The sequence below is a fragment of the Lysobacter enzymogenes genome, from assembly GCF_017355525.1.
In the GTDB taxonomy this organism is placed as follows: domain Bacteria; phylum Pseudomonadota; class Gammaproteobacteria; order Xanthomonadales; family Xanthomonadaceae; genus Lysobacter; species Lysobacter enzymogenes_C.
Genome location: NZ_CP067395.1, coordinates 5,861,868 through 5,884,456, shown reverse-complemented (window position 1 = coordinate 5,884,456; position 22,589 = coordinate 5,861,868). Strand labels below are relative to the sequence as shown.

21 protein-coding genes are annotated in these 22,589 nt (G+C 70.9%); 10 read left to right on the top strand and 11 right to left on the bottom strand.

The window, feature by feature from the left end; translation table 11 throughout:
- The first annotated feature begins 123 nt into the window (after nucleotides 1–123).
- The 3 genes from JHW38_RS25010 (at nucleotide 124) to JHW38_RS25000 (ending at nucleotide 5,379) form a co-directional block, all read left to right on the top strand.
- Nucleotides 124–1,770 carry an acetolactate synthase large subunit gene (locus JHW38_RS25010; RefSeq protein WP_207523963.1) on the top strand — a complete coding sequence of 549 codons (1,647 nt, stop codon included), beginning with the start codon at nucleotides 124–126 and terminating at the stop codon, nucleotides 1,768–1,770.
- Nucleotides 1,771–1,799: 29 nt separating this feature from the next.
- Complete coding sequence (locus tag JHW38_RS25005) at nucleotides 1,800–3,278, top strand: aldehyde dehydrogenase family protein (RefSeq protein WP_207523962.1); 1,479 nt, start codon at nucleotides 1,800–1,802, stop codon at nucleotides 3,276–3,278.
- A 265-nt stretch (nucleotides 3,279–3,543) separates the two neighbouring features.
- Nucleotides 3,544–5,379 (top strand): vWA domain-containing protein, encoded by a 1,836-nt coding sequence (locus JHW38_RS25000; RefSeq protein WP_207523961.1) that lies wholly within the window; start codon nucleotides 3,544–3,546, stop codon nucleotides 5,377–5,379.
- 96 nt (nucleotides 5,380–5,475) lie between these two features.
- On the opposite strand, the gene JHW38_RS24995 is transcribed toward JHW38_RS25000, so the two are convergent.
- A complete protein-coding gene (locus JHW38_RS24995) occupies nucleotides 5,476–8,385 on the bottom strand; it encodes an EAL domain-containing protein (RefSeq protein ID WP_207523960.1) in 2,910 nt (969 codons plus the stop codon).
- 278 nt (nucleotides 8,386–8,663) lie between these two features.
- Between JHW38_RS24995 and JHW38_RS24990 the strand changes: the two genes are divergently transcribed.
- From JHW38_RS24990 to JHW38_RS24965, 6 genes are all read left to right on the top strand, one after another.
- The gene (locus JHW38_RS24990; RefSeq protein WP_207523959.1) at nucleotides 8,664–9,218 is read left to right on the top strand and encodes an RNA polymerase sigma factor; all 555 of its coding nucleotides are present in this window, start codon (nucleotides 8,664–8,666) and stop codon (nucleotides 9,216–9,218) included.
- Nucleotides 9,215–10,513, top strand: a complete 1,299-nt coding sequence (locus tag JHW38_RS24985; RefSeq protein WP_207523958.1) for a hypothetical protein — start codon at nucleotides 9,215–9,217, stop codon at nucleotides 10,511–10,513. The genes JHW38_RS24990 and JHW38_RS24985 overlap by 4 nt, the downstream gene beginning before the upstream one ends.
- 76 nt (nucleotides 10,514–10,589) lie before the next feature.
- Nucleotides 10,590–11,207, top strand: a complete 618-nt coding sequence (locus JHW38_RS24980; protein ID WP_207523957.1) for an IMPACT family protein — start codon at nucleotides 10,590–10,592, stop codon at nucleotides 11,205–11,207.
- A gap of 28 nt (nucleotides 11,208–11,235) precedes the next feature.
- A complete protein-coding gene (locus tag JHW38_RS24975; protein ID WP_207523956.1) occupies nucleotides 11,236–13,032 on the top strand; it encodes an ABC transporter transmembrane domain-containing protein in 1,797 nt (598 codons plus the stop codon).
- Between the two features lie 40 nt (nucleotides 13,033–13,072).
- A complete protein-coding gene (locus JHW38_RS24970) occupies nucleotides 13,073–13,300 on the top strand; it encodes a hypothetical protein (protein WP_207523955.1) in 228 nt (75 codons plus the stop codon).
- Nucleotides 13,297–13,857 (top strand): hypothetical protein, encoded by a 561-nt coding sequence (locus JHW38_RS24965; protein ID WP_207523954.1) that lies wholly within the window; start codon nucleotides 13,297–13,299, stop codon nucleotides 13,855–13,857. The genes JHW38_RS24970 and JHW38_RS24965 overlap by 4 nt, the downstream gene beginning before the upstream one ends.
- A 104-nt stretch (nucleotides 13,858–13,961) precedes the next feature.
- Here the strand turns inward: JHW38_RS24965 and JHW38_RS24960 are convergent, their stop codons facing one another.
- The 3 genes from JHW38_RS24960 to JHW38_RS24950 form a co-directional block, all read right to left on the bottom strand.
- Nucleotides 13,962–15,155, bottom strand: coding sequence for a S1 family peptidase (locus tag JHW38_RS24960; RefSeq protein WP_207523953.1), 1,194 nt, complete (start codon nucleotides 15,153–15,155; stop codon nucleotides 13,962–13,964).
- Nucleotides 15,156–15,721: 566 nt separating this feature from the next.
- Nucleotides 15,722–15,859: a hypothetical protein gene (locus JHW38_RS24955; protein ID WP_207523952.1), complete on the bottom strand. Its 138-nt coding sequence runs from the start codon at nucleotides 15,857–15,859 to the stop codon at nucleotides 15,722–15,724.
- 47 nt (nucleotides 15,860–15,906) lie between these two features.
- Nucleotides 15,907–16,089, bottom strand: a complete 183-nt coding sequence (locus JHW38_RS24950; protein ID WP_207523951.1) for a hypothetical protein — start codon at nucleotides 16,087–16,089, stop codon at nucleotides 15,907–15,909.
- Nucleotides 16,090–16,253: 164 nt separating this feature from the next.
- Between JHW38_RS24950 and JHW38_RS24945 the strand changes: the two genes are divergently transcribed.
- On the top strand, nucleotides 16,254–16,481 hold the full coding sequence (locus JHW38_RS24945; RefSeq protein WP_207523950.1) for a hypothetical protein: 228 nt from the start codon (nucleotides 16,254–16,256) through the stop codon (nucleotides 16,479–16,481).
- A gap of 160 nt (nucleotides 16,482–16,641) precedes the next feature.
- Here JHW38_RS24945 and JHW38_RS24940 read toward each other — a convergent pair whose 3' ends face one another.
- The 7 genes from JHW38_RS24940 to nagZ form a co-directional block, all read right to left on the bottom strand.
- Entirely contained in the window at nucleotides 16,642–17,136 is a 495-nt protein-coding gene (locus JHW38_RS24940) for a YfbM family protein (RefSeq protein ID WP_207523949.1), read from the bottom strand.
- A 113-nt stretch (nucleotides 17,137–17,249) separates the two neighbouring features.
- Complete coding sequence (locus JHW38_RS24935) at nucleotides 17,250–17,750, bottom strand: L,D-transpeptidase family protein (protein ID WP_207523948.1); 501 nt, start codon at nucleotides 17,748–17,750, stop codon at nucleotides 17,250–17,252.
- A complete protein-coding gene (locus tag JHW38_RS24930; RefSeq protein ID WP_207523947.1) occupies nucleotides 17,747–19,408 on the bottom strand; it encodes an acyl-CoA dehydrogenase family protein in 1,662 nt (553 codons plus the stop codon). The genes JHW38_RS24935 and JHW38_RS24930 overlap by 4 nt, the downstream gene beginning before the upstream one ends.
- Nucleotides 19,409–19,714: 306 nt before the next feature.
- A complete protein-coding gene (locus JHW38_RS24925; protein ID WP_057947005.1) occupies nucleotides 19,715–19,921 on the bottom strand; it encodes a cold-shock protein in 207 nt (68 codons plus the stop codon).
- Nucleotides 19,922–20,108: 187 nt separating this feature from the next.
- Nucleotides 20,109–20,867 carry an S-methyl-5'-thioinosine phosphorylase gene (locus JHW38_RS24920; RefSeq protein ID WP_207523946.1) on the bottom strand — a complete coding sequence of 253 codons (759 nt, stop codon included), beginning with the start codon at nucleotides 20,865–20,867 and terminating at the stop codon, nucleotides 20,109–20,111.
- An 80-nt stretch (nucleotides 20,868–20,947) separates the two neighbouring features.
- The gene (locus tag JHW38_RS24915; protein WP_207523945.1) at nucleotides 20,948–21,499 is read right to left on the bottom strand and encodes a hypoxanthine-guanine phosphoribosyltransferase; all 552 of its coding nucleotides are present in this window, start codon (nucleotides 21,497–21,499) and stop codon (nucleotides 20,948–20,950) included.
- Nucleotides 21,499–22,494 carry a beta-N-acetylhexosaminidase gene (nagZ, locus tag JHW38_RS24910; RefSeq protein ID WP_207523944.1) on the bottom strand — a complete coding sequence of 332 codons (996 nt, stop codon included), beginning with the start codon at nucleotides 22,492–22,494 and terminating at the stop codon, nucleotides 21,499–21,501. The genes JHW38_RS24915 and nagZ overlap by 1 nt, the downstream gene beginning before the upstream one ends.
- Nucleotides 22,495–22,589: the final 95 nt, after the last annotated feature.

The following is a 22,589-nucleotide window of genomic DNA, read 5'->3' as shown; positions in this document are numbered from 1 at the left end:
CACCGCGCTTTTCCGGATCGGGCGACAGCGCCTGCCGGCCCGCACCGTTCCACTGCCGTCTCCCCTCGCTCACGCCGTTTGCGCGATGCTTGCGTCCCTGCGTTTCCGTCCCCGGAGTCCCGCATGACCAAGGCGTCCGACCTGTTCGTCGCCGCGCTCGAAGCCGAAGGCGTGCAATACGTGTTCGGCATCCCCGGCGAGGAGAATCTCGACCTGCTCGAATCGCTGCGCACTTCGTCGATCAAGCTCGTCCTCACCCGCCACGAACAAGCCGCGGGTTTCATGGCCGCGACTTACGGCCGTCTGACCGGCAAGGCCGGCGTGTGCCTGTCCACGCTGGGCCCCGGCGCGACCAACCTGGTCACCGCTGCGGCCTACGCCCAGCTCGGCGCGATGCCGATGCTGATGATCACCGGCCAGAAGCCGATCAAGACCAGCAAGCAGGGCCATTTCCAGATCGTCGACGTGGTCGACACGATGCGCCCGCTGACCAAGTACACCCGCCAGATCGTCGCCGCCGACAGCATCCCGGCGCGGGTGCGCGAAGCCTTCCGCCGCGCCGAGGAAGAACGCCCCGGCGCGACCCACCTGGAACTGCCGCAGGACATCGCCGGCGACCCGACCCAAGCGCGCCTGATCCCGGCCTCGTTCTCGCGCCGCCCGGTCGCCGAGGACAAGGCGATCGAACGCGCCGCCGAAGCCATCGCCCAGGCGCGCCATCCGCTGCTGATGATCGGCGCCGGCGCCAACCGCAAGACCACCTCGAACACCCTCGACCAGTTCGTCGCCAAGCTCGGCATCCCCTACTTCACCACCCAGATGGGCAAGGGCGTGCTCGACGAGGAAGGCCCGCTGTGGCTCGGCAACGCCGCGCTGTCGGACCACGACTTCGTCCACCGCGCGATCGACGCGGCCGACTGCATCGTCAACATCGGCCACGACGTCATCGAGAAACCGCCGTTCTTCATGCGCGAAGGCCGGCGCACGGTGATCCACGTCAACTACGCCGCGGCCGAAGTCGATGCGGTGTACTTCCCGCAGATCGAAGTCATCGGCGACATCGCCCACTCGGTATGGCGGCTGAGCGAAGCGCTGCAAGCGCAGCCGCACTGGGATTTCGGCTATTTCAACCGGGTCCGCACCGCGCTGTTGGAGCAACTGGCCGAACACACCGGCGACGACCGCTTCCCGATGGTGCCGCAGCGGCTGGTCGCCGACGTGCGCCGCGAACTGTCGCCGCGCGACGTGGTCTGCCTCGACAACGGCCTGTACAAGCTGTGGTTCGCGCGCAGCTACCGTTGCCGCGAGCCCAACACCCTGCTGCTCGACAACGCGCTGGCGACGATGGGCGCGGGCCTGCCTTCGGCGATCGCCGCGCGCATCGTCTGCCCGGACCGCAAGGTGGTCGCGGTGTGCGGCGACGGCGGCTTCATGATGAATTCGCAGGAGCTCGAAACCGCGGTGCGGCTGGGCCTGGACCTGGTCGTGCTGGTGCTGCGCGACGACGCCTACGGCATGATCAAGTGGAAGCAGGCGCACGAGCGCTATCCGAGCTTCGGCATGGACCTGGGCAATCCCGACTTCGTCGAGTACGCGCGCAGTTACGGCGCGCGCGGCCACCGCCCGGCCAGCGCCGACGAGTTCGCGCCGCTGCTGCGCAAGGCGCTGGACACGCCCGGCGTCGATCTGATCGAAGTGCCGATCGACTACAGCGACGACGACACCATCCTCAATCAAGAAATTCCCCAGCGCGCCGCCGCGGTGGTTTGAGCGTAACGCAATCCACGGAGCACATTTTCATGGCCAAGTCCGACAAGAAGAACAAAGCCGCCAAGCCAGCCAAGGGCCTCAAGAGCAGCTATCCCTACTACCTCGCCGGCCGCGCGGTCGCCGCCAACACCGAGCTGGAGGTGCTGGACAAGTACAGCGGCAAGCGCGCCACCCGCGTGGCGATGGCCGACGCCGTTGCGGTGCGCAAGGCGATCGTCGCCGCGCACAAGGCGCGCGAGGCGATGGCCCAGTTCACCCCGGACCGCCGCCGCGACGTGCTCGAACACTGCGTGCGCCGCTTCGGCGAGCGTTTCGAGGAACTGGCGCTGGCGCTGTGCATCGAGGCCGGCAAGCCGATCAAGGACGCGCGCGGCGAAGTCACCCGCCTGATCGACACCTTCCGCATCGCCGCCAACGAGGCCACGCGCGATCCGGGCACGCTGCTGGAACTGCAGATCTCGCAGCGCACCCGCGGCTACCGCGGCATGGTCAAGCGCGTGCCGATCGGGCCGTGCAGCTTCATCACCCCGTTCAATTTCCCGCTCAACCTGGTCGCGCACAAGGTCGCCCCAGCGATCGCCGCCGGCTGCCCGTTCGTGCTGAAGCCGGCGATCAAGACCCCGGTCGGCGCGCTGATCATCGGCGAAATCCTGGCCGAGACCGATCTGCCGGAAGGCGCGTTCTCGGTGCTGTGCTGCTCCAACGAAGACGCCTCGCTGCTGGTCGAGGACGAGCGGATCAAGCTGCTGAGCTTCACCGGCGGCCTGATCGGCTGGGACCTCAAGGCCCGCGCCGGCAAGAAGAAAGTGACCCTGGAACTCGGCGGCAACGCCGCCTGCATCGTCGACGCCGACCCGGGCGCGAGCCTGGACCACGTGGTCGAGCGGCTGGTGTTCGGCGCCTATTACCAGAGCGGCCAGAGCTGCATCAGCGTGCAGCGCATCTACGCCCACGCCGACATCTACGACAAGCTGCGCAAGAAGCTCAAGGCCGCGGTCGGCGCGCTGCGCATGGGCGATCCGCGCGAGGAAAGCACCTTCATCGGGCCGGTCGTCGACGAGCAAGCGGCGCAACGCATCCAGTCGTGGATCGACGCCGCGCTCAAGGGCGGCGCCAAGCGCATCGCCGGCGGCGCGCGCCAGGGCACGATGATTCCGGCGACCCTGCTGGAGAACGTCGCGCGCGACGCCGAGCTGTACCGCAAGGAAGCGTTCGGCCCGATCGCGCTGATCGAACCCTTCGACGATTTCGACGCCGTGCTCGAGCGGGTCAACGACAGCGATTTCGGCCTGCAGGCCGGCGTGTTCACCGGCCGCCTCGACCACGCCATGCGCGCCTGGGACCGCCTCGACGTCGGCGGCGTGATCGTCGGCGACGTGCCGAGCTTCCGCGTCGACAACATGCCGTACGGCGGGGTCAAGGATTCGGGCCAGGGCCGCGAAGGCGTGCGTTATGCGATCGAGGACATGAGCGAGCAGCGCTTGCTGGTGATCCGCGATCCGGTCTGAACCTGCGCGCGCACAGCACGGGCGAGCGCGATGGCGTTCGCCCGTGGCGCAGATTTCGTCGCAAACGCGGTGCCGCGGTCGCGGCTTGCGCAGTTCCTGCCTGTAGGAGCGGCGCAAGCCGCGACCGCGCCACCACGACCACGACGCAACCGCCCCACCCTGCCCGCACCCGCAAGACCTGACCGTCCCCCGCAAAACATCGTTTAACCCCACCCGCCGACCCGGCCCGTTCGCCTTCCCAGGTCCACACACCAGGGAAGCCGACATGACCGCCGTCCAGCCTTCGCACCGCCGCGCCACCGTCCATTGCCTCAGCGCGGCCCTGCTCGCCGCCCTCGCCCTCGCCGGTTGCCAGTCCACCGGCAGCCCGGCCGACGCCAAGGCCGAAGCCGGCGCCCAGCGCGGCCAGCCGGCGCCGGCCGTCGCCAAACCCGCCAAAACCGAAGCAGTCACCGACGCCGCCGCGGCCGGCGCCGTCGCCAACGCCGCTGCGCCGGCGCCGGTGCAATCCCGCGCCGATGTCCGCGGTCGCCTGGAGGCCGTGCAAGTCACCGGCTCGCGCGTGGCCGAGGCGCGCCGGTCGGCCAAGGTCGCGCAGGCGCCGGGCATCGCGTACGCCCCGCCGGCGCCGCCTCCGCCGCCTTACTACAGCCAGCCGGCCAACACCGAAAAATACGCCCAGCGCGAAGACAATCCGGTCCAGCGCGCCAGCGAACAGCCGCTGTCGACGTTCTCCATCGACGTCGACACCGGCAGCTACGCCAACGTGCGGCGCATGCTCAACGACGGCGTGCGTCCGCCGGCCGACGCGGTGCGCGCGGAGGAGTTCATCAACTACTTCGACTACGGCCATCCGGCGCCGGTCTCGCGCGCGGTGCCGTTCAAAGTCTCGACCGAACTCGCGCCGGCGCCGTGGAACGCGCAGCGGCAACTGCTGATGATCGGCATTAAGGGCTTTGAGGTGCCCAAGCAAAACCTGCCGCCGTCGAACCTGGTGTTCCTGATCGACACCTCCGGCTCGATGAACTCGCCCGACAAGCTGCCGCTGCTCAAGAGCGCGTTCTCGATGCTGACCAAGCAGCTGCGGCCGCAGGACCGCATTTCCATCGTCGTCTACGCCGGTTCCGCCGGGCTGGTGCTGCCGCCGACGCCGGGCGACCGTCAGCAGGACATCCTCGACGCGCTCGAACGCCTGCAGGCCGGCGGCAGCACCAACGGCGGCGACGGCATCCGCCTGGCCTACGCGACCGCGCGCCAGGCTTTCATCAAGGACGGCGTCAATCGGGTGATCCTCGCCACCGACGGCGATTTCAACGTCGGCACCGTCGGCACCGACGCGCTGGAAACCATGGTCGCCGACCAGCGCAAGAGCGGCATCGCGCTGACCACGCTCGGCTTCGGCCAGGGCAACTACAACGACGAACTGTCCGAGAAACTGGCCGACGTCGGCGACGGCAACCACGCCTACATCGACACCTTGCAGGAAGCGCGCAAGGTGCTGGTGCAGGAAATGGGCTCGACCCTGCTGACCATCGCCCGCGACGTCAAGATCCAGATCGAGTTCAATCCGGCCCAGGTCGCCGAGTACCGCCTGATCGGTTACGAAAACCGCGTGCTCAAGCGCGAAGACTTCGCCAACGACAAGGTCGACGCCGGCGACATCGGCGCCGGCCATGAGGTGACTGCCTTGTACGAGATCACCCCGGTCGGCTCCAAGGCCACCCGCCTGCCGCCGCTGCGCTACGCCCAGGCCGCGCCGGCCGCGGCCGGCGGCGGCGAGATGGCCAACCTCAAGCTGCGCTACAAGCGTCCGGGCGAAGACCGCAGCCAGCTGATCGAAACCCCGATCCTGCGTTCGAGCGAACGCGCCGCCGCCAGCGATTCGCTGCGCATGGCGAGCGCGGTGGCCGCGTTCGCCGACGCGCTGCGCGGCGGCAGCCAGTACGACGGCTGGGGCTGGGAGCAGATCCTCGGCGCGGCGCGCGGGGTCAAGCTGGCCGATCCCTGGGGCCAGCGCGCGGAGTTCGTGCGGCTGGTCGAACGCGCCAAGGCGCAGATCGGCGAGCTCAAGCCGGCCGAGAAGGTGGCGGTGAGCCAGTAACTCCCGCGTACAGGCGTTGCGAGCGCCGTCGGTACCGTTCTGCGACGCAGTCAGGCCCGTCGCAGCCGGCACCGGCGGCGTTTTTTGGTACGAACCTTATTCGCCGACCGCCGATCGCACGTCGTGCAGGCGCTCCGCCGGCCGGCCGAACAGATAGCCCTGGCCGTAGACGCAGCCCAGTTCGCGCAACACCGAACGCTGCGCCTGGGTTTCCACGCCTTCGCCGATGGTGTGGATGCCCAGCGTCCCGGCCAGGGCCTGGATCGCGCGCACCACGGCCACGCTCTCGGGGCGCGATTCGCCGACCAACCCCGCGACGAAACTCTGATCGATCTTCAAACACTCGATCGGGAACCGATGCAGGTACGACAACGCCGAAAACCCCGTGCCGAAATCGTCCAGCTGCGCCAATACCCCGTGATTGCGCAAGGTCCGCAGCATCCGCAGCGCGCGCGGCACGTCGTCGAGCAGGGCCACTTCGGTGATTTCGATGCGCAGCCGGCGCGGGTCGGCGCCGGCGCGTTCGAGCATGCGCAGCAGGCGGTCGGCGAAGTCGCCGGCGCGGAAATGCTTGGGCGAGACGTTGACCGAGATGTAGCCCTCGCCGCCGCGCGCCAGTTCCTGCACGACCCGGCCGTACAGGATCCAGTCGGCTTCCTCGATCAGGCCGCTGTCTTCGCCCAGGCCGATGAACTCGCGCGGCAGCAGCAGCCCGCGCTTCTCGTGGCGCCAGCGCAGCAGCGCTTCGTGGCCGATCGCGACGCCGTCGTCGAGGCGCACGATCGGCTGGTAATAGGCGATGAAGGCGTCGGAGTTGATCGCCCGGCGCAGGTCCGCTTCCAGGTCGAGGATGCGCAGCGCCTGCTCGCGCATTTCCTCGTCGAACACCGCGAAGCGGCCGCGCCCGGCGGCCTTGGCCCGGTACATCGCCGCATCGGCGTCGCGCAGCAGCTCGATGCCGCTGCGGTAGCGCGGATGCCACAGGGCGATGCCGACGCTGGCGGACGGGAACACCTCGCGCCCGGCCACCCAGCACGGCTCGCCGAGCGCGCGCAGCACGCGCTGGGCGAGTTCCTCGGCCACGTTGAGGCCGTCGATGTGCTCGACCAGGATCGCGAACTCGTCGCCGCCCAGGCGCGCGACCATGTCGTCGCCGCGCACCGCGCCGACGATGCGGCGGCTGCTTTCCACCAGCAACTCGTCGCCGGCGGCGTGGCCGACGCTGTCGTTGACCAGCTTGAACCGGTCCAGGTCGAGGAACAGCACCGCGAACGGGCGCTGTTCGCGGCGCGCGCGGGCGATGGCGTGGTCGAGCCGTTCCAGCAGCTGGCTGCGGTTCGGCAGCTCGGTCAGCGGGTCGTGCAGGGCCAGGTGGGTCAGCTTGCGCTCGGCGTTCTCGCGCTCGCCGATCTGCGCGACCAGTTCGGCGTTGGTGTGGGCCAGCTCGCGGGTGCGGCTGGCCACGCGCTGTTCGAGTTCGCCGTGCGCGCTCAGCAGCCGGTCCTGGGCCTGCTTGCGCGCCAGGCCGATGCTGATGTGGTGGGCGACGAAGGTCAGCAGTTCCTGGTCGCGCGCGTTGAAGCTGATCGCGCGCGAATAGCTCTGGATCGCGATCACCCCGACCACCGCGTCGTCGCGGTACAGCGGCACGCCGAGCCAGCAGTGCGCGGCCGAGCCGTGGCTGCGGACCTCGCCGCGGCTGTTGAGCTCGGCGATGCGGTGGCGGTCGGCCAGCAGCGGCCGGCCCTGGCGGATCACGTATTCGGTCAGGCCGCCGGCGAGCTGGCGGGTCTCGCGGATCATGTCGCGTTCGTCGATCGAATACGGGAACTGCAGGCGTTCGCCGTCGTCGGACAGCAGCGCGATGTAGAAGTTGCGCGCGTACAGCAGCTCGCTGACCACGTCGTGGACCTGCGAGTAGAAGCGCTCCAGCGTGTCGGAGGTGATGGTCAGCTCGGCGATGCGGAACAGCGCGCGTTGCAGCCGTTCGGCGCGCTGGCGCTCGATGATCTCGGCCTGCAGGTCGCGGTTGCTCAGTTGCAGCGCGTAGGTGCGTTCGGCGACCCGGCGCTCGAGTTCCTCGCGCGCGCGGAAGCGGTCCAGCGCGGTCAGGATGTGCTGGGCCACGAACGCCAGCAGCGCGCGGTCCTCTTCGCCGTAGCTGTCGGCGCTGTCGTAGTTCTGCACCACCACCGCGCCGCATACGCGCTCGTCGCGGCGCATCGGCACGCCGAGCCAGTCGGCGCTGTCGGGGCCGTGGCAGTCGTCGTTGGGGACGTTGAGGCGTTCGCGCAGCTGCGCCGAGCTGCCTTGCAGCGGCTCGCCGTGGCGCAGCAGGGCCAGGGTCAGGCTGGTCGGCATGTCTTCGCCGCGGATCGCCTGCAGCGGGTTGGCCACGTACGGGTCGTTGCGGTCGGCGAAATACAGGAAGCGCATCGTGTCGGCGAGATCGTCGTACAGCACGATGTAGAAATTCTCGGCGTACATCAGCCCGCACACCACGCCGTGGATGCGGCTGAGCAGGTCGTTCATCTCCAGGCCCGAGCCGGCCAGGTCGGCGATGCCGAACAGCGCCTGCTGCAGACGCTCGGATTTCTCCAGCGCCTCGGCGCGGGCGTGCGCGCGCAACGCGGCCAGTTCGGCGGCGACCACCCGCCGCGCCATCGCCAGCCACGCCGCGCGCAGCGGCGCCGGCAGCGCGCGCGGCATCTGCGCGACCAGGCTGGCGCGGCTGCGGTCTTCCAGCCACCACGCCGCTTCGATGCGGTCGGCGTAGCGTTCGTCGGAGGCGCCGATCGCCGGCGGATCGCATTCCAGCCGGTCCAGCGCGCTGGCGCGCAGCGCGCCGTCGGCGCCCGGGGTGAAGGATTCGGCGACCCGGCCCTGCGCGGTGCGCCAGCTCACCGCGATCTGGGTGCCCGACGGCAGCGCCTCCAGCAACGCGGCGGCCAGCGCTTGCCCCGGCCACGCGCCGTCCGGCGCAGCCTCGGCCGCGGCCGCCCGCATCGCTTCATTCCGCACCGGATCGCCCTGCACCGGACCGCCTGTCCTGAACCGCCCGTTTTCGAGCAAGCCTGAAGGATAACGCGAGCGTTCCGCCCGCGGGACGCCGCAAACCCCGCCGCGGGTCGAGGTTCGGCGTTCCGCGCCGGGCCGCGGAACCCCGTCGGCCGGCCTGGGCCGTTGTTCCTGTCATGATCCTGGCGCTGCAAATTCCGCTATACGACCCGGCTGCGACCGGCAAGCGCTTCCCGTCGGAGCCGTCTGCCCGTAACCTGCCGCCGATGAACTCCGGTGCGGACGCGAACGACGACGTGTTGATGCTGGCCTGGGCGGCCGGCGACGCCGGCGCGTTCGAGGTCCTGTACGCGCGCCACCGCGGCCCGCTGTACCGCTTCCTGCTGCGTCAGCTGCGCGATTCGGCCCTGGCCGACGAATTCTTCCAGGACGTGTGGCAGCGCGTGATCGGCGCGCGCCAGGGCTGGAAACCCGATGCGCAGTTCAACACCTGGCTGTTCCGGATCGCGCACAACCGGCTGAACGATTACTGGCGCGGGCTCAAGCACCGCCCGGCGACGCCGGAAGACGGCGACGAGCGCGCCGCGCGCGTGCCCGACCCGACCACGCCGGAACGCGAACTGTCCGACTTCGAACAGCGCCGCCGCTTGCAGCGCGCGATCGAGGAATTGCCCGAGGAACAGCGCGAGGTGGTGCTGCTGCGCCTGGAGCAGGAGTTGAGTCTGGAGGAGATCGGCGCCATTACGGGGGTGGGTCGGGAAACGGTGAAGTCCAGGCTGCGGTACGCGATGGACAAGCTGCGCGCGAGGTTGACCGAATGAACCGCCGTCCCGACGCCCCCGATCCCTTGTCGCCGGAAGAACGCGACCTGGCCGAGCGCCTGCTGCGGCTGGGCCCGCACGACGGTCCGTCGCCGGCGCTGGACGCGCGCATCCTGGCGATGGCGCGCGCGGCGACGGCCGAGGACGCGCCGCAGGCCGCCGCAGCGACGCTGGCGGCGGCGGACGCTGCGCCGCAAGCCGCTGCGGCCAAGGCGGCGGCACCGCAGGCCGCAGCGCCGCGCGCCGCCGCGCCGCAGACGACGGGCGCGCGCGCGCGGCCGCGCAAATCCCGCTGGCCCGCCTGGATCGGCGTGGCCGCTTCGGTGACCCTCGCCGTCGGCGTGGCCTGGCAGTTGCGGCCGCTCGACAAGGCCGCGCCAGCGCTCAGCGAAGATCAGGCGGCGCCGGCCGTGGCCGCGATGCCGTCGGCCGAGGTCGCCGCCGATGCGGCTGCGGCCGCCGACAGCGCAGCGCCGTCCGGCGGCGCGGTTTCGGCGCCCGAACTGCCCGACGCGCCGATGGCGGCGTCGGCCAACCGGGCCGCGGCCGCCGCCGACGCCGCGCAGGCGCCCGCACCGCAAGAACTGGCCAAACCCCTGCCGTCCGAGCCGCTGTACGAGCGCGCCGACCGGGCGGCCGCAGCCCGCGCCGCCGATGCCGCGCCGGCGCGGGCCCGCATCGCCGAACGCGAATTGAAAGCGGCCAAGCACGAGGCGCCGCCGGTCGAACCGATCCTCGAACCGATGCCTGCGCCGTACGCCGCACCCGCGCCCGCGCCCGCGTCGGCCCCGCCCGCACCGCCTCCGCCTCCGCCGCCGCCCGCCGCGGCAGCCGATGCGGCAGGGTCGCTGGGCTACAGCGGCGCGGCGCCGGCCGATGCCGCCGAGCGCCGCACGCAGCAACCGCAACCGGCGGCCGCCAAGTCCCGCAACGCCGGCCTCTACGACGGCGCGCGCCAGCTCGAACGGCGCCCGGCCGCGGCGCCGCCGGGCGAAGCCGCCAAGGCCTCCGGCCTGGCCGCCGAGGTCCGCCAGGACGCCGCGCCGCCGCCGGCCGCGCCGGTGCCGCAGCAGAACGCGGCCGAGGTCCGGCTGGAAAGCGTCCAGGTCACCGGTTCGCGCATCCGCGGCGCGACCCAGAACGACGACGCCCTGCCGGCCGAGCAATGGCTGGAACGGATCCGCCAATACCGCGACGACGGCGAACTCGACCTGGCCCGCCAGGACCTGCGCAAGTTCCGCCGCGCCTACCCGCACGCCCGCATCCCCAAGGATCTGCGGCCGTTGCTCGAATGAGCGCGCGGCGGCCCTGCGCTGCCGCCACGCACGCGCGCACGAACGCCCTCGCCGCGCGCGTCCGCGGGGCCCGGCGATGAACCCGGCCACGCTGAGCGAACGCGCCCAGCACACGCTCGAGGTCAAGCACAGCCGCTTCCTGGCCCTGGCCGCGCCCGCGGCCTCGCCGGACGCGGCGCTGGCGTTCCTGGCCGAAGTCGCCGATCCCGCCGCGACCCACAACTGCTGGGCCTACCGGATCGGCGCGCAGTACCGCTCCAGCGACGACGGCGAGCCCTCCGGCACCGCCGGCCGGCCGATCCTCGCGGCGATCGACGGCCAGGGCTGCGATCAGGTCGTGGTCGTGGTCACGCGCTGGTACGGCGGCATCAAGCTCGGCGCCGGCGGCCTGGTGCGCGCCTACGGAGGCGCAGCGGCCGAGTGCCTGCGGCGCGCGCCGCGGCGCGAACTGGTGACCTACGCCGAGCTGGAACTGGCGTATCCGTTCGCCGACACCGGCGCGGTCCATGCGACACTCAACGCCTTCGGCGCGGAAAAGGCCGACGAACGTTTCGACGCCGCCGGCGCGCGGGTGCGCATCCGCCTGCCGGCCGCGCAGCTGCCCGCCTTGAAAGCGCAGTTGCGCGACGCCACTCGTAACCGCGTACGCCTGGACGAACCCGGCGCACCGCCCTCCCCCGCGCCGCCTTTCTAAGCGCCGCCTTTCCAAGCATGAAGACCCGATGACCGACGCCAGCGCCGGCTCCCAGGCCGCTCCCAACCGCGACAAGGCCCCGATCGGCGCCCTGCGCATCCTGTGGCCGTTCGTGCACAAGTACCGCGGCCTGTTCGTCGCCTGGCTGTTCGCGCTGGCCGCCTCCAGCGCGGTCACCCTGACCCTGCCGGTCGCGTTCAAGACCATGATCGACCAGGGCTTCGCCCAAAGCGCGAGCGGCGGCGGCAGCGGCGCGATCGATCAGGCCTTCCTGCTGCTGTTCGCGGTCGCCATCGCCCTGGCCCTGGCGACCGCGGCGCGCTTCTACTTCGTGGCGGTGCTCGGCGAGAAAGTCGTCGCCGACCTGCGCGAGCAGTTGTACCGCCACCTGATCGCGCTCGACGCCGGCTTCCACGACCGCAACCGCAGCGGCGAACTGGTCTCGCGCCTGACCGCCGACGCCGAACTGCTGCGCAGCGTGGTCGGTTCGAGCATGTCGGTGGCGCTGCGCAGTCTCGTCACCTTCGCCGGCAGCCTCGGCATGCTGTTCGTGACCAGCCCGCGGCTGGCCGCGTACGCCCTGGTCGGCATTCCGCTCGCGGTGCTGCCGATCGTCGCCGGCGGCCGCCGCCTGCAACGCATCTCGCGCTCCAGCCAGGACCGCGTCGCCGACGCCAACACCCTGGCCAGCGAAACCCTCGGCGCGGTGCGCACGGTCCAGGCGCACGCGCGCGAGCCTTACGAACAAGGCCGCTTCAGCGCCTCGCTGCAGGTCGCGATCAAGACCGCGCGCAAACGCATCCGCGCCCAGGCCTGGGTCACCGCGATCGCCATCACCCTGGTGTTCGGCGCGATCACCCTGGTGCTGTGGTCGGGCGCGCACGACGTCGTCGCCGGCCGCCTGACCGCCGGCACCCTCGCCCAGTTCGTGCTGTACGCGCTGATCGGCGGCGGTTCGATCGGCGCGCTGGCCGAAGTCTGGAACGATCTGCAGCGCGCCGCCGGCGGCATGGGCCGGATCGGCGAACTGCTGGCCGAGCGCAGCGCGGTCGCGCTGCCGGCGCAGCCGCGCGCGCTGCCGCAGCCGGTGCGCGGCGAGATCGTGTTCGACCGCGTCGGTTTCCACTACCCGCAGCGCCCCGACCTGCCGGCGCTGCAGGACTTCAGCCTGCAAGTGAAGCCCGGCGAGACCGTCGCCCTGGTCGGCCCGTCCGGCGCCGGCAAGAGCACCGTGTTCTCGATCCTGCTGCGCTTCCACGACCCGCAGCACGGCGCGGTGCGGGTCGACGGCGTCGACGTGCGCGAAGCCGACCTGCCGCAGCTGCGCGGCGCGATCGCGCTGGTGCCGCAGCAGCCGACCATCTTCGCCACCACCGCGCGCGACAACATCCGCTACGGCCGGCTCGAGGCCAGCGACGCCGACATCGACCAGGCGGTGCGCGCGGCGCACGCCGGCGATTTCATCCAGGACTTGCCGCAAGGCCTGTCGACCGAACTCGGCGAACGCGGCGCGCGCCTGTCCGGCGGCCAGCAACAGCGCATCGTCATCGCCCGCGCCCTGCTCAAGGACGCGCCGATCCTGCTGCTCGACGAAGCCACCAGCGCGCTCGACGCGCAGAGCGAACGCGCCGTGCAGCAGGCGCTGGAAGCGCTGATGCGCGGCCGCACCACCCTGGTGATCGCGCATCGTCTGGCGACCGTGCTCAAGGCCGACCGGATCGTGGTCATGGACCGCGGCCGCATCGTCGCCGAGGGCACGCACGAGGAATTGCTGGCGCAGGGCGGGTTGTATGCGGAGCTGGCCAAGCTGCAGTTCCTGGATTGAAGACGCGCCGGAGCGAATCGGCTTCCAAGGAGCCACGGACGTGCTCATCGACAGAAACGAACCGATGGACGACAGCGTCGCGCGCCCGTCGGCGCTGATCGAATCGGGCCTGAGCCTGGATCGGGCCAAGGGCGAACTGCACGCGCAGCGGCGCGGGCAGTCGCACCTCTACGCGGCGCTGGCGCGCGCGTTCGGCCTGTCCGCGCGCGAGGCCGCAGGTTCGATCGCCCGCCACAGCACCGCATTCGCGCAGGAGCCATCGCCTTGAACCGTACGCTCGCCCTCTGGCTTTGTTTCGCCTGGTCCGCCGCAGCGGCGCCGGCCCCGGCCGCCGCGCCCGCTTCCGCAGTCGAAGCGGTCGGCCACTACAGCGACGTCCGCATCGGCCACAGCGAAGACCCGCACGCCTACGGCTACAGCGTCGAGCTGTATCGCCAGAACGGCGCGCTGTTCGGCCTGTTCTATTCCGCGCAAGGCCTGGACGGCGACACGCCGCGCGGGCGCCTGCAGGATCTGCGCTACGACGCCGCCAGCGGCGCGCTGTCGTTCCGCGCCAAGCTCACCATCGGCCAGGAATACAGCCGCGACTCCGGCCCCGACGGCCGGCCCAGCCGCGACCTGTTCCGCTTCGACGGCCGGCTCAGCGGCAAGTCGCTCAGCGGCGATCTGGAGCACCGCAGCGGCTACCGGCCCGACGCGCCCGGCGAACGCGCGAAGGTAACGCTCAAGTTCGACGCACGGGCCACGCGCAACCTGCGCGAGAGCGCGCCGACCAGCCGCGCGGCGTGGGAAGCCGAAGAACTGCCGTTCGGCCCGCAATGGTGAGCGCGCGCGCAAGCGCACGCCATCGCTAGAAACGAACGCCCCGCGCAAGGCGGGGCGTTCGCATCCGCGGCGCTGCAGGCGCGGCGCCGCCGATTCCCGCGAACTCAGCCGGTGACCAGGCTCAGCCCGTACTGGCTCAGGATCGGGCTCAGGCGCTCGAACAGGCTGCTGCGCTGCGAGGCCGGGATGCCGCAGTTGTTGCCGTTGGACTGGACGTTGCCGCCGGACATCACGCCCTGTGCCTGGCCGGCGCTGGTGATCCACGAGCCGCCCGAATCGCCGCGGCCCATGCAGGCGTTGCCCTGGGTCAGCCCGCGCACCGCGCCTTCGGCGTAGTTGGCGGTGACGTTCTTGGCGGTGATGGTGCCGCACTGGTAGCCGGTGGTGCGGCCGGAACGGCACACCGCCGCGCCGACCGCGGCTTCGGCGCTGCCGCGCACGGTGACGTAGCTGCTGCCGTTGGCGACGCGCGGCAACAGGGTCTGGGCGCTGGTCAGGCTGACCCAGGCGCGGTCGTTGCCGGGGAACACGCGGCCGGCGAAGGTGCCGACCACCGCGCCGCCGATGCGTGCGGTCGCGTTGACGTTGCCGCAGTGGCCGGCGGTGACGAAGCCCTTGGTCGCGCCGCGGGTGACCGAGAAGCCGACCGAGCACAGCGAGGCGTTGTTGATCGAGTATTCGATGCCGCCGACGATGTTGGCCGTGGTCTGCAGCTTGCCCGGCGAGGATTCGATCCGCACCTGCGCGCTGTCGGCGCCGCTGAGGGCGACGAAGTCGACGCCGGCTTCCGTCGCGCCGTCGTCGACTTTGACCACCACCGCGTTGCTGCGCGGATCCACGTACCAGCTCTGCACGCCGTCGAGCGGCTTGGCGATGCCCTTGACCCGCGCGTTGGCGTGGGCATCGAGCTGCTGCATCGCGCCTTGCAGTTGCTTGAGGCTGTAGCGCACGTTGCGCACTTCCACCCCGCCCAGCGTGGTCGACTTGCGCGCGCCCGAAGTCGCGGCGACGAGCTTGAAGCTGCCGTCTTCGTTGCGCTCGATCCACTGGCCGGCGAACTGCGCGCCGAATTCGCGCTCGATCGCCGCGGCCTGGGTGCGGGCGAGTTTTTCGGTGTGCAGGTACTGCGGCAGCTGGGTCGGGAAGATGCCCAGATCGCGCTGCATCGCGAACTTCAACTGCGGATCGACCTGTTCGGCCGCCAGCGCGGCGCCGCAGGACATCGCCGCCAGCGCGGCGACGAGGCAGGAAGCGGAAACGCGCGCGGTCCGGCGCGAACGGTAGTTCGATACGTACATGCGAAGAACTCCTGAGGGACTCTTTCATGGGATCGAAGATGAAGCCGGTCGGCTTCGCGAACGCCGTCGCGAACGGCGGCCCGTGTGCGGCGAAGCGCGGCGCTGTCCTTTGGCGCGGCTTCGCGGGGCCGTGTCAGCTAAAAAGATGTGCGGCGTTCGCGCAAGACGCTGGCGCGTGGGCGGGTCACACGCGCAGTTCGAGCGGTGTCACAAGAACGCGCATTCGGCGGCGCATTGCGCAAGCTGAGCGGGCGTTCGCGCGAATGCGCGCAGAGGCGGGCATTCGCTGTTGCATTGCAGCGCACAGGTTCAAGTGTGTTTGTTCGTGTATTTGGATGCGCCATGCGGCGAAGCGCGAGCACGCCGAATATGCAGTGTTCCTCAGCGCGCTACGCGGCCGATTCGTCGGAGCATGACGCTGAAGTCTCTGGATCCCCGCGTTCGCGGGGATGACGACCGGAAAGAATCGCTGCCCTGCCAATCGACAGATACCCCGAAACCCATAAGCCGCCATTCCCGCGAAACCCACAAGCCGTCATTCCCGCGAACGCGGGAATCCAGAGACTTCAGAGTCGTGTCGCGGCGACGCCCCGGATTCCCGCATTCGCGGCAATGACGGCTGAAAGATGCGCCAGCGAGCGCGGCATCGACGCCGACATCAGCGCTTTCGCTGCCGCCGTCGCGGCAGCCAGTGCGGTCGCCATCGCAATCGCCGAATCGCAGCGTCGGCCGCCGCTTCGACTGGGCAACGCTACGAGCCGCGCCGCGCCTCGACCTGCGCCCACAACCACACCGTCAACGCGGCCAGCGCCAACCAGCCGGCGCCGCGGCCGAGCCACAGCAAGGCGAAGGAAAAGTCCGAACCGTGCGCCGGCGGCGGCACCGCCGCCAGGGCCAGCAGGGCCAGGGCCTGGGATTTACGTGAACCACGCATGGCGCGCCTCCCGCGGCGGCGTGCGTGCCGCCTCACCCGAACTTACACCCATTCGCGGCAAGCTGAGGCCCTGCGCGCGCGGCACGCGACCAGCGGCGCGCCGACGGTATCGGCGCTGCGAGCGAACGACGGCGGTCGCGCGCATTCAGACAACTCACGAACCCATGCAGCCTTATCGCAACCTGAGCGGACGTTCCGGCGTGCGCGCCTACCAGCCCGGCCCGGGCGCGATCGCGGTCGAGTTCGTCGACGGCTCGGTCTATCTGTATACCCAGGCCAGCGCCGGCGCCGCGGCGATCGCGCGCATGCTCGAACTGGCGCAGGCCGGGCGCGGCCTGAGCACCTACATCAGCCGGCATGTGCAGGATCGTTACGCCGAACAACTGCGCTGAGCGACCGGCGCCGTGCCGATGCACGGGATCGCTGCGTCGAACGGCCGCGCCGAACGGTCGACAGCGCGCCCGCAGGCAAAATCGACGCGCCGAGCGGGCCGCGCCGCACCGACGCACCCCCGACATTCGCGCAAGCAGTGTCCGAACGTCGCCGCGCGCCTCAACCGATCGTCGCGAACACATCGTCCCCGCGCTGCGCCGCGGCGGCGTAGAACCCGCTCAACTGCGCGTAGTAATCCAGCACGTAGTCCTTGGCCTCGTCGCCGTCGCGCAGCCAGATCACGTCCGGATAGATCTGCGCATCGGCCAGCGCCTGCGCGTCGTAGCGCGCGGCGAACGCGGCCGGCGGCAGCTGCGCCAGCGCCTGCGCGACCTCGCGCACCTGTTCGGCCGGCAGATGGCGCCAGTCGGCATCGGCCTCGTCGCCGCCGACCGGTGTGCCGCCGAACACCGCCCACGCCCACGGCGCCTCGCCGGCCCAGGCCGAACCGGTCAGCACGAAATGGATCGCATGCCAGGCCTTGTCGAGATAGGCGTCCTGGCCGCCGCGCGCGTCCTCGCGTTCGTACAAGGCGGCTTCGATCCGCTCCGAACGCTGCAACAGCGCGGCGGCGCGCGCCGGGTCCATAGCGGTGGCGCTCCAGGTCATGCCCATGCCCAACGGCTCCGATGTCGAACGGTCGCAGGAGTGTGCACCGCGCGCATCTCAATCGTCGATACGAATCGATGCGACCGCCGGCCTGGAGCGCGGTCCGGGCTGCGCGCGCGTCAAGGATCGATGCGGATCGGCGTGCCGGTCGGGACCAGGCTCCAGACTTCCTCGATCTCGCGGTCGGTCAACGCGATGCACCCGTCGGTCCAGTCGCGCCAATAGCCCGGCGGCGTGCCGCCGTGGATCATGATGTCGCCGCCCGGATCGACCCCGCGCGCGCGCGCCTGCTTCTGGTCGTACGCGTTCGGATACGACACGCGCAACGACAGGTGGAAGCGGCTGTTCTGGTTGCGCCCGCTGATGCGGTATTCGCCTTCCGGCGTGCGCTCGTCGCCCTGCTGGCGCTTGTGGCCCTTGGGCGCGTCGCCGAGCAGGATCTTGTAAGTACGAAGGACCTTGCCGCCGCGCAGCAGTTGCATGCGCCGCTCGGATTTGTCGACCTGGATGAAATCGGCCTGCTGCGCCTGGGCCGCCATCGCCGGCGGCGTGCGCGCCGGCGCCGGCGCGGTGCAGGCCAGCAGCAGGGCCAGCGCGACGGCGCGGACGCGCGCGTTCAAACCGGCACTCCGCGCTCGGCGAGGGCGACGAAGTCCAGGTCGTCCGGCAAGGTGCCGAAGCCCAGCCCGTGCGCGCCGCCGAGGCGGCTGCGGCAGAACGCGGCCGCGACCGGGCTGCCGGCGCGCAGCAGCAGCGCCGCCTGCAGCGCCAGCGCCAGCCGTTCGACCCAGCTGCGCATCTGCGCTTCCGGCAACGGCGCGGCCGTGGCCAGCGCCTGCGCGATGCGTTCGACAGTCGCGTCGAACGCGGCGTCGCGCCCGCGCGCGGCGTCGAGCTCGGCCAGCAAGGCCTGGCCCGCGTCGGGCTCGCGCGCCAGCGCGCGCAGCACGTCGAGGCACTGGATGTTGCCGCTGCCTTCCCAGATCGAATTCAGCGGCGCCTGCCGGTACAGCCGCGGCAGCAGCGATTCTTCGACATAGCCCGCGCCGCCGAGGCATTCCTGCGCCTCGTTGACGAACGCCGGCGCGCGCTTGCAGATCCAGTACTTGCCGATCGCGGTGGCGACGCGCGCGAACGCGGCCTCGCGCGGGTCGCGCGGCGCGCGGTCGATGGCGCCGGCCACGCGCAGCGCCAGCGCGGTGGCGGCTTCCGATTCCAGCGCCAGATCGGCCAGCACGTTGCGCATCAGCGCCTGCTCGGCCAGCGGCTTGCCGAACGCGCGGCGGTGGCGGGTGTGGTGCAGCGCCTGGCTCAGCGCCATGCGCATTTCCGCGGCCGAGCCGAGCATGCAGTCGAGCCGGGTCAGCATCACCATCTCGAGGATGGTCGCCACCCCGCGCCCTTCCTCGCCGATCCGCTGCGCCCAGGCGTTGTGGAATTCGACTTCCGACGAGGCGTTGGACCAGTCGCCGAGCTTGTCCTTGAGCCGCATCAGCCGCAGCGCGTTCTTGCCGCCGTGCGGATGCCAGCGCGGCAAAAGGAAGCAGCTCAGGCCGCCGGGCGCCTGCGCCAGCACCAGGAAGCCGTCGGACATCGGCGCGGAGAAGAACCACTTGTGCCCGACCAGTTCGTACTCGTCGCCGCCCGCATTCTGGCCGACGATCGGGGTGGCGACGGTGCGGTTGGCGCGCACGTCCGAGCCGCCCTGCTTCTCGGTCATGCCCATGCCGAGGGTCAGGCCGGCCTTGTCGGCGAAAGCGACGTCGCGGCCGTCGTAATGCGGCGCGGCGGCCTTGCGCATCCAGTCGGCCAGCGCCGGCGCGTGGCGCAGCACCGGCACGCTGGCGTGGGTCATGGTCAGCGGGCAGCTGCTGCCCGGCTCGGATTGATGGTGCAGATAGCTCAGCGCCGCGCGCGCCACGTGCGCGCCCGGCACCGGCTCGTGCCAGGACAGGCCGGCGACGCCGTGCTCGATCGCCGCGCCCATGATCGCGTGGTAGTGCGGATGGAACTCGACCTTGTCGATGCGCCGGCCGGACGCGTCGTGGCTGCGCAGGCGCGGCTTGTCGCGGTGCGCGTCGACGCTCAGCGCCAGCAGTTCGTCGCCGGCGAACGCGCCGTAGCGCTGCAGGCGCGCGGCGAAGGCGCCGCCGCCTTCGCGCTCGACCGCCTCGCGCAGCGCGGCGTCGTCGCTCCACAGATCGCGCGGCGCGAACGGCGACGGCTGATTGTCGACCGTATGGGTGGCGAACGGCGGCAGCGTAGCGGGCGTGTCCATGTGGCGCGGTGCTCCTGCGGGGAACCTTCGCGATTCTAGACCCGAGGGATTAGAGCGGCGCTTCCATACCGGCTTAACAGCGCGATCGGGCCGGGAAGCGTCGGGCCTGAAGCCCCTCCCACAAGAGCTCCGGGGCTTGGAGGCCTGCAAGGAAAAGCGCGAGGCGGCGCAGGCTCCGCCGCAAAAGAAAAGGCCCCGCCGAAGCGAGGCCTTGGAAACTGTCCGACGAACCTGTCCGAAACGAACCTGTCCATGTGGAACGGTAAGGCGATACGCCGAAGCCCGCGCGGCGGGCAATGCGATCGGTCAAGCCTGCGGAGTGACTTCCGAGGCCTGCGCGCCCTTCGGGCCCTGGGTCAGCTGGTAGCTGACGCGCTGGCCTTCCTGCAGGCTGCGGAAGCCCTTGGCGTTGATCGCGGAGAAATGCACGAATACATCCGCGCTGCCATCTTCGGGAGAAATGAAACCGAAGCCCTTGGCGTCGTTGAACCACTTCACGGTGCCGTACTGCATATCCTTATTGACCTCATGCTGGATGCGTTGACGTGCGTCGCCGCCGCGTGGCGTATGACGCACCGCCGAGTATGCAAACTGTGCCAAGGGATGACAACGGTTCGACGTGACGGCATCGGACACGTGATTCGAGGAAATTTCCGGCCACATTCCGCGCACGGATTCGCATTTATGCGAACCCGGTCACTCAGCCCGCATCGAGCAACGCGCCGAGCAACGCCGGCAGACCCGACGACGCCGCGGCGACGTTGTCGAGCACGTCCTGCAAGGTGATGACCTCGTCCGGATCGGGACCGGCGCCGGCCGCCCAGTTGGCGACGATCGCCAGACACGCGTACTCCAGGCCCAGTTCGCGCGCCAGCCCGGCTTCGGGCATGCCGGTCATGCCGACCAGATCGCAACCGTCGCGGCGCATGCGCGCGATTTCGGCGCGGGTTTCCAGCCGCGGGCCTTGGGTCGCGCCGTAGCAACCGCCGTCGACCAGCGCCACGCCGGCGCGCTGCGCCGCGGCCAGCACCGCCGCGCGCAGCGTGCGGGTGTAGGGCTCGCCGAAATCGACGTGCAGCACTTCGGTGCCCGGCTCTTCGCAGATCGTCGAGATGCGGCCCCAGGTGTAGTCGATCAGCTGATCCGGACAGCCGAGCACGCGCGGCCCGAACCGTTCGGTGATGCCGCCGACCGTATTGAGCGCGAGCACGCGGCTCGCGCCGAGCGCCTGCAACGCGGCCAGATTGGCGCGGTAGTTGATCTGGTGCGGCGGCAGCGAATGGCCTTCGCCGTGACGCGCCAGGAACGCGATGCGGCGGCCGCCGAGCGTGCCGACGCGGACCGGGCCCGACGGCGCGCCGTAGCGGGTGACCGGCTGGTGCGATTCGACGTCCTGCAGTTCGGCGATGCGGTAGAGGCCGGTGCCGCCGATGACGGCGAGGTCGATGGGTTGGGTCATGGGGGCGAAGGACAGCGGGAATGGGGGTTGGGGAACTGCGGGCGCGCGGCGACCTGGGTCGCGCTTCGCGGCTGAAGCGTTCAGCGCAGCGCGTAGATCGCCGGCAGGTTGCGGCCCTGCTCGTGGAAGTCCATGCCGTAGCCGAACACGTAGCGGTCGGGCACTTCGACGCCGACGTAGTCCGCGTGCAGGCCTTCGACGCAGCGGTCGTGCGCCTTCACCGCCAGCGCGGCGATGCGCACTTCCGCGGCGCCCTGCTCGAAACACCATTCGCGGATCGCGTGCAGGGTATGGCCTTCGTCGACGATGTCGTCGGCCAGCAGCACCCGGCGCCCGCGCAGCGGCGTGGCCGGACGGTGCTTCCACACCAGGTCGGCGCCGGTGGTCGCGCCGCGGTAGCGGGTCGCGTGCAGGTAGTCGAATTCCAGGTCCAGGCCGCGCTGGCCGAGCTCCATCGCCAGTTGCGCGGCGAACGGCAGGCCGCCGTGCATGACGGTCAGGTAGACCGGACGCGCGCCGGCGTAGTCGTTGCGGATGCGCACGGCCATGCGCGCGATCTCGCGCTCGAGCTGGCGGCGGTCGAAGATCAGGTCGGCGTTTTCCAACGCGGCGGCCAGGTCGTGGTTGCTCATCAAGCCAGTCCTTCCAAACGGGTACGGGAGTCGGTATAGCGGGCGTCGGCGATCAGGCCGTCCCAGCCCATCGCGCCGCGGCCGATCAGGCCCAGCAGCGCGGCGGTGTTGAGCGGCCGGCCGGCGACCGCTTGCAGCGACTCTTCTACCAACTGCGGATGACAGACCAGCACCACGTCGCAGCCGGCGTCGAGGTGGGCGTCGATGCGCGCGCGCACGCCGCCGACCGAGAACGCCGCGGCCATGCCGATGTCGTCGCTGAAGACCACGCCGCGGAAGCCCATCTCTTTGCGCAGGATGTCTTCGATCCACAGCCGCGAATAGCCGGCCGGTTCCGGCGCCACCGCCGGATACGACACGTGCGCCATCATCACCGCGTCGGCCTTGGCGTCGATGCCGGCCGCGAACGGGATCAGGTCGGTGCGGCGCAGCTCGTCGAGGCTGCGCGGATCGGCGGCCTGGTCGAAATGGGTGTCGGCCAGCACCGAGCCGTGGCCGGGGAAATGCTTGAGCGTGGCGGCCATGCCGCGCGCGTGCATGCCGCGGATGTAGGCGCGGGTGAACTCGGCGACCACCTGCGGATCGGCGTCGAAGGCGCGGTTGCCGATGGCGAGGTTGCCGCGGCCCAGGTCGACCACCGGCGCGAAGCTCAGGTCGACGCCGCTGGCCTGCACTTCGCCGGCCATCAGCTGCGCGTGTTCCTCGGCCAGCTTCAGCGCGGCCTCGCGGTCCTGGGCGTAGAGCTTGCCGAGCAGTTGCAGCGGCGGCAGCGCGCTGTAGCCCTCGCGGAAGCGCTGCACGCGGCCGCCTTCCTGGTCCACGCAGATCAGCTGCGGGCGCGGCGCGGCCTCGCGGACCGCCTGCGAGAGCTCGGCGACCTGGGCGCGCGAGGCGAAGTTGCGGGCGAACAGGATCACGCCGGCGCAGGCTTCGTGTTGCAGCCAGTCGCGCTCCTGTTCGTTGAGTTCGGTACCGGCGACGCCGATCACGAGCATGCGGGAACTCCTGTGAGGAGGATTGCGGCGCGGTCGGCGCCGGGGGCATTGTCGCGCAGATGCGGCGGCGGGGCATCCGCGCGGTTCAGGCGCCG

Coding starts and splice junctions, on each gene's coding strand:
- JHW38_RS24915 (WP_207523945.1), bottom strand. CDS start 21,499: ATGAGCAACCACGACCTGGCCGCCGCGTTGGAAAACGCCGACCTGATC.
- JHW38_RS24920 (WP_207523946.1), bottom strand. CDS start 20,867: ATGACCCAACCCATCGACCTCGCCGTCATCGGCGGCACCGGCCTCTAC.
- JHW38_RS25000 (WP_207523961.1), top strand. CDS start 3,544: ATGACCGCCGTCCAGCCTTCGCACCGCCGCGCCACCGTCCATTGCCTC.
- JHW38_RS24990 (WP_207523959.1), top strand. CDS start 8,664: ATGAACTCCGGTGCGGACGCGAACGACGACGTGTTGATGCTGGCCTGG.
- JHW38_RS24975 (WP_207523956.1), top strand. CDS start 11,236: ATGACCGACGCCAGCGCCGGCTCCCAGGCCGCTCCCAACCGCGACAAG.
- JHW38_RS25010 (WP_207523963.1), top strand. CDS start 124: ATGACCAAGGCGTCCGACCTGTTCGTCGCCGCGCTCGAAGCCGAAGGC.
- JHW38_RS24930 (WP_207523947.1), bottom strand. CDS start 19,408: ATGGACACGCCCGCTACGCTGCCGCCGTTCGCCACCCATACGGTCGAC.
- JHW38_RS24985 (WP_207523958.1), top strand. CDS start 9,215: ATGAACCGCCGTCCCGACGCCCCCGATCCCTTGTCGCCGGAAGAACGC.
- JHW38_RS24980 (WP_207523957.1), top strand. CDS start 10,590: ATGAACCCGGCCACGCTGAGCGAACGCGCCCAGCACACGCTCGAGGTC.
- JHW38_RS24940 (WP_207523949.1), bottom strand. CDS start 17,136: ATGGGCATGACCTGGAGCGCCACCGCTATGGACCCGGCGCGCGCCGCC.
- JHW38_RS24945 (WP_207523950.1), top strand. CDS start 16,254: ATGCAGCCTTATCGCAACCTGAGCGGACGTTCCGGCGTGCGCGCCTAC.
- JHW38_RS24995 (WP_207523960.1), bottom strand. CDS start 8,385: ATGCGGGCGGCCGCGGCCGAGGCTGCGCCGGACGGCGCGTGGCCGGGG.
- nagZ (WP_207523944.1), bottom strand. CDS start 22,494: ATGCTCGTGATCGGCGTCGCCGGTACCGAACTCAACGAACAGGAGCGC.
- JHW38_RS24960 (WP_207523953.1), bottom strand. CDS start 15,155: ATGTACGTATCGAACTACCGTTCGCGCCGGACCGCGCGCGTTTCCGCT.
- JHW38_RS25005 (WP_207523962.1), top strand. CDS start 1,800: ATGGCCAAGTCCGACAAGAAGAACAAAGCCGCCAAGCCAGCCAAGGGC.
- JHW38_RS24955 (WP_207523952.1), bottom strand. CDS start 15,859: ATGGCGACCGCACTGGCTGCCGCGACGGCGGCAGCGAAAGCGCTGATG.
- JHW38_RS24950 (WP_207523951.1), bottom strand. CDS start 16,089: ATGCGTGGTTCACGTAAATCCCAGGCCCTGGCCCTGCTGGCCCTGGCG.
- JHW38_RS24925 (WP_057947005.1), bottom strand. CDS start 19,921: ATGCAGTACGGCACCGTGAAGTGGTTCAACGACGCCAAGGGCTTCGGT.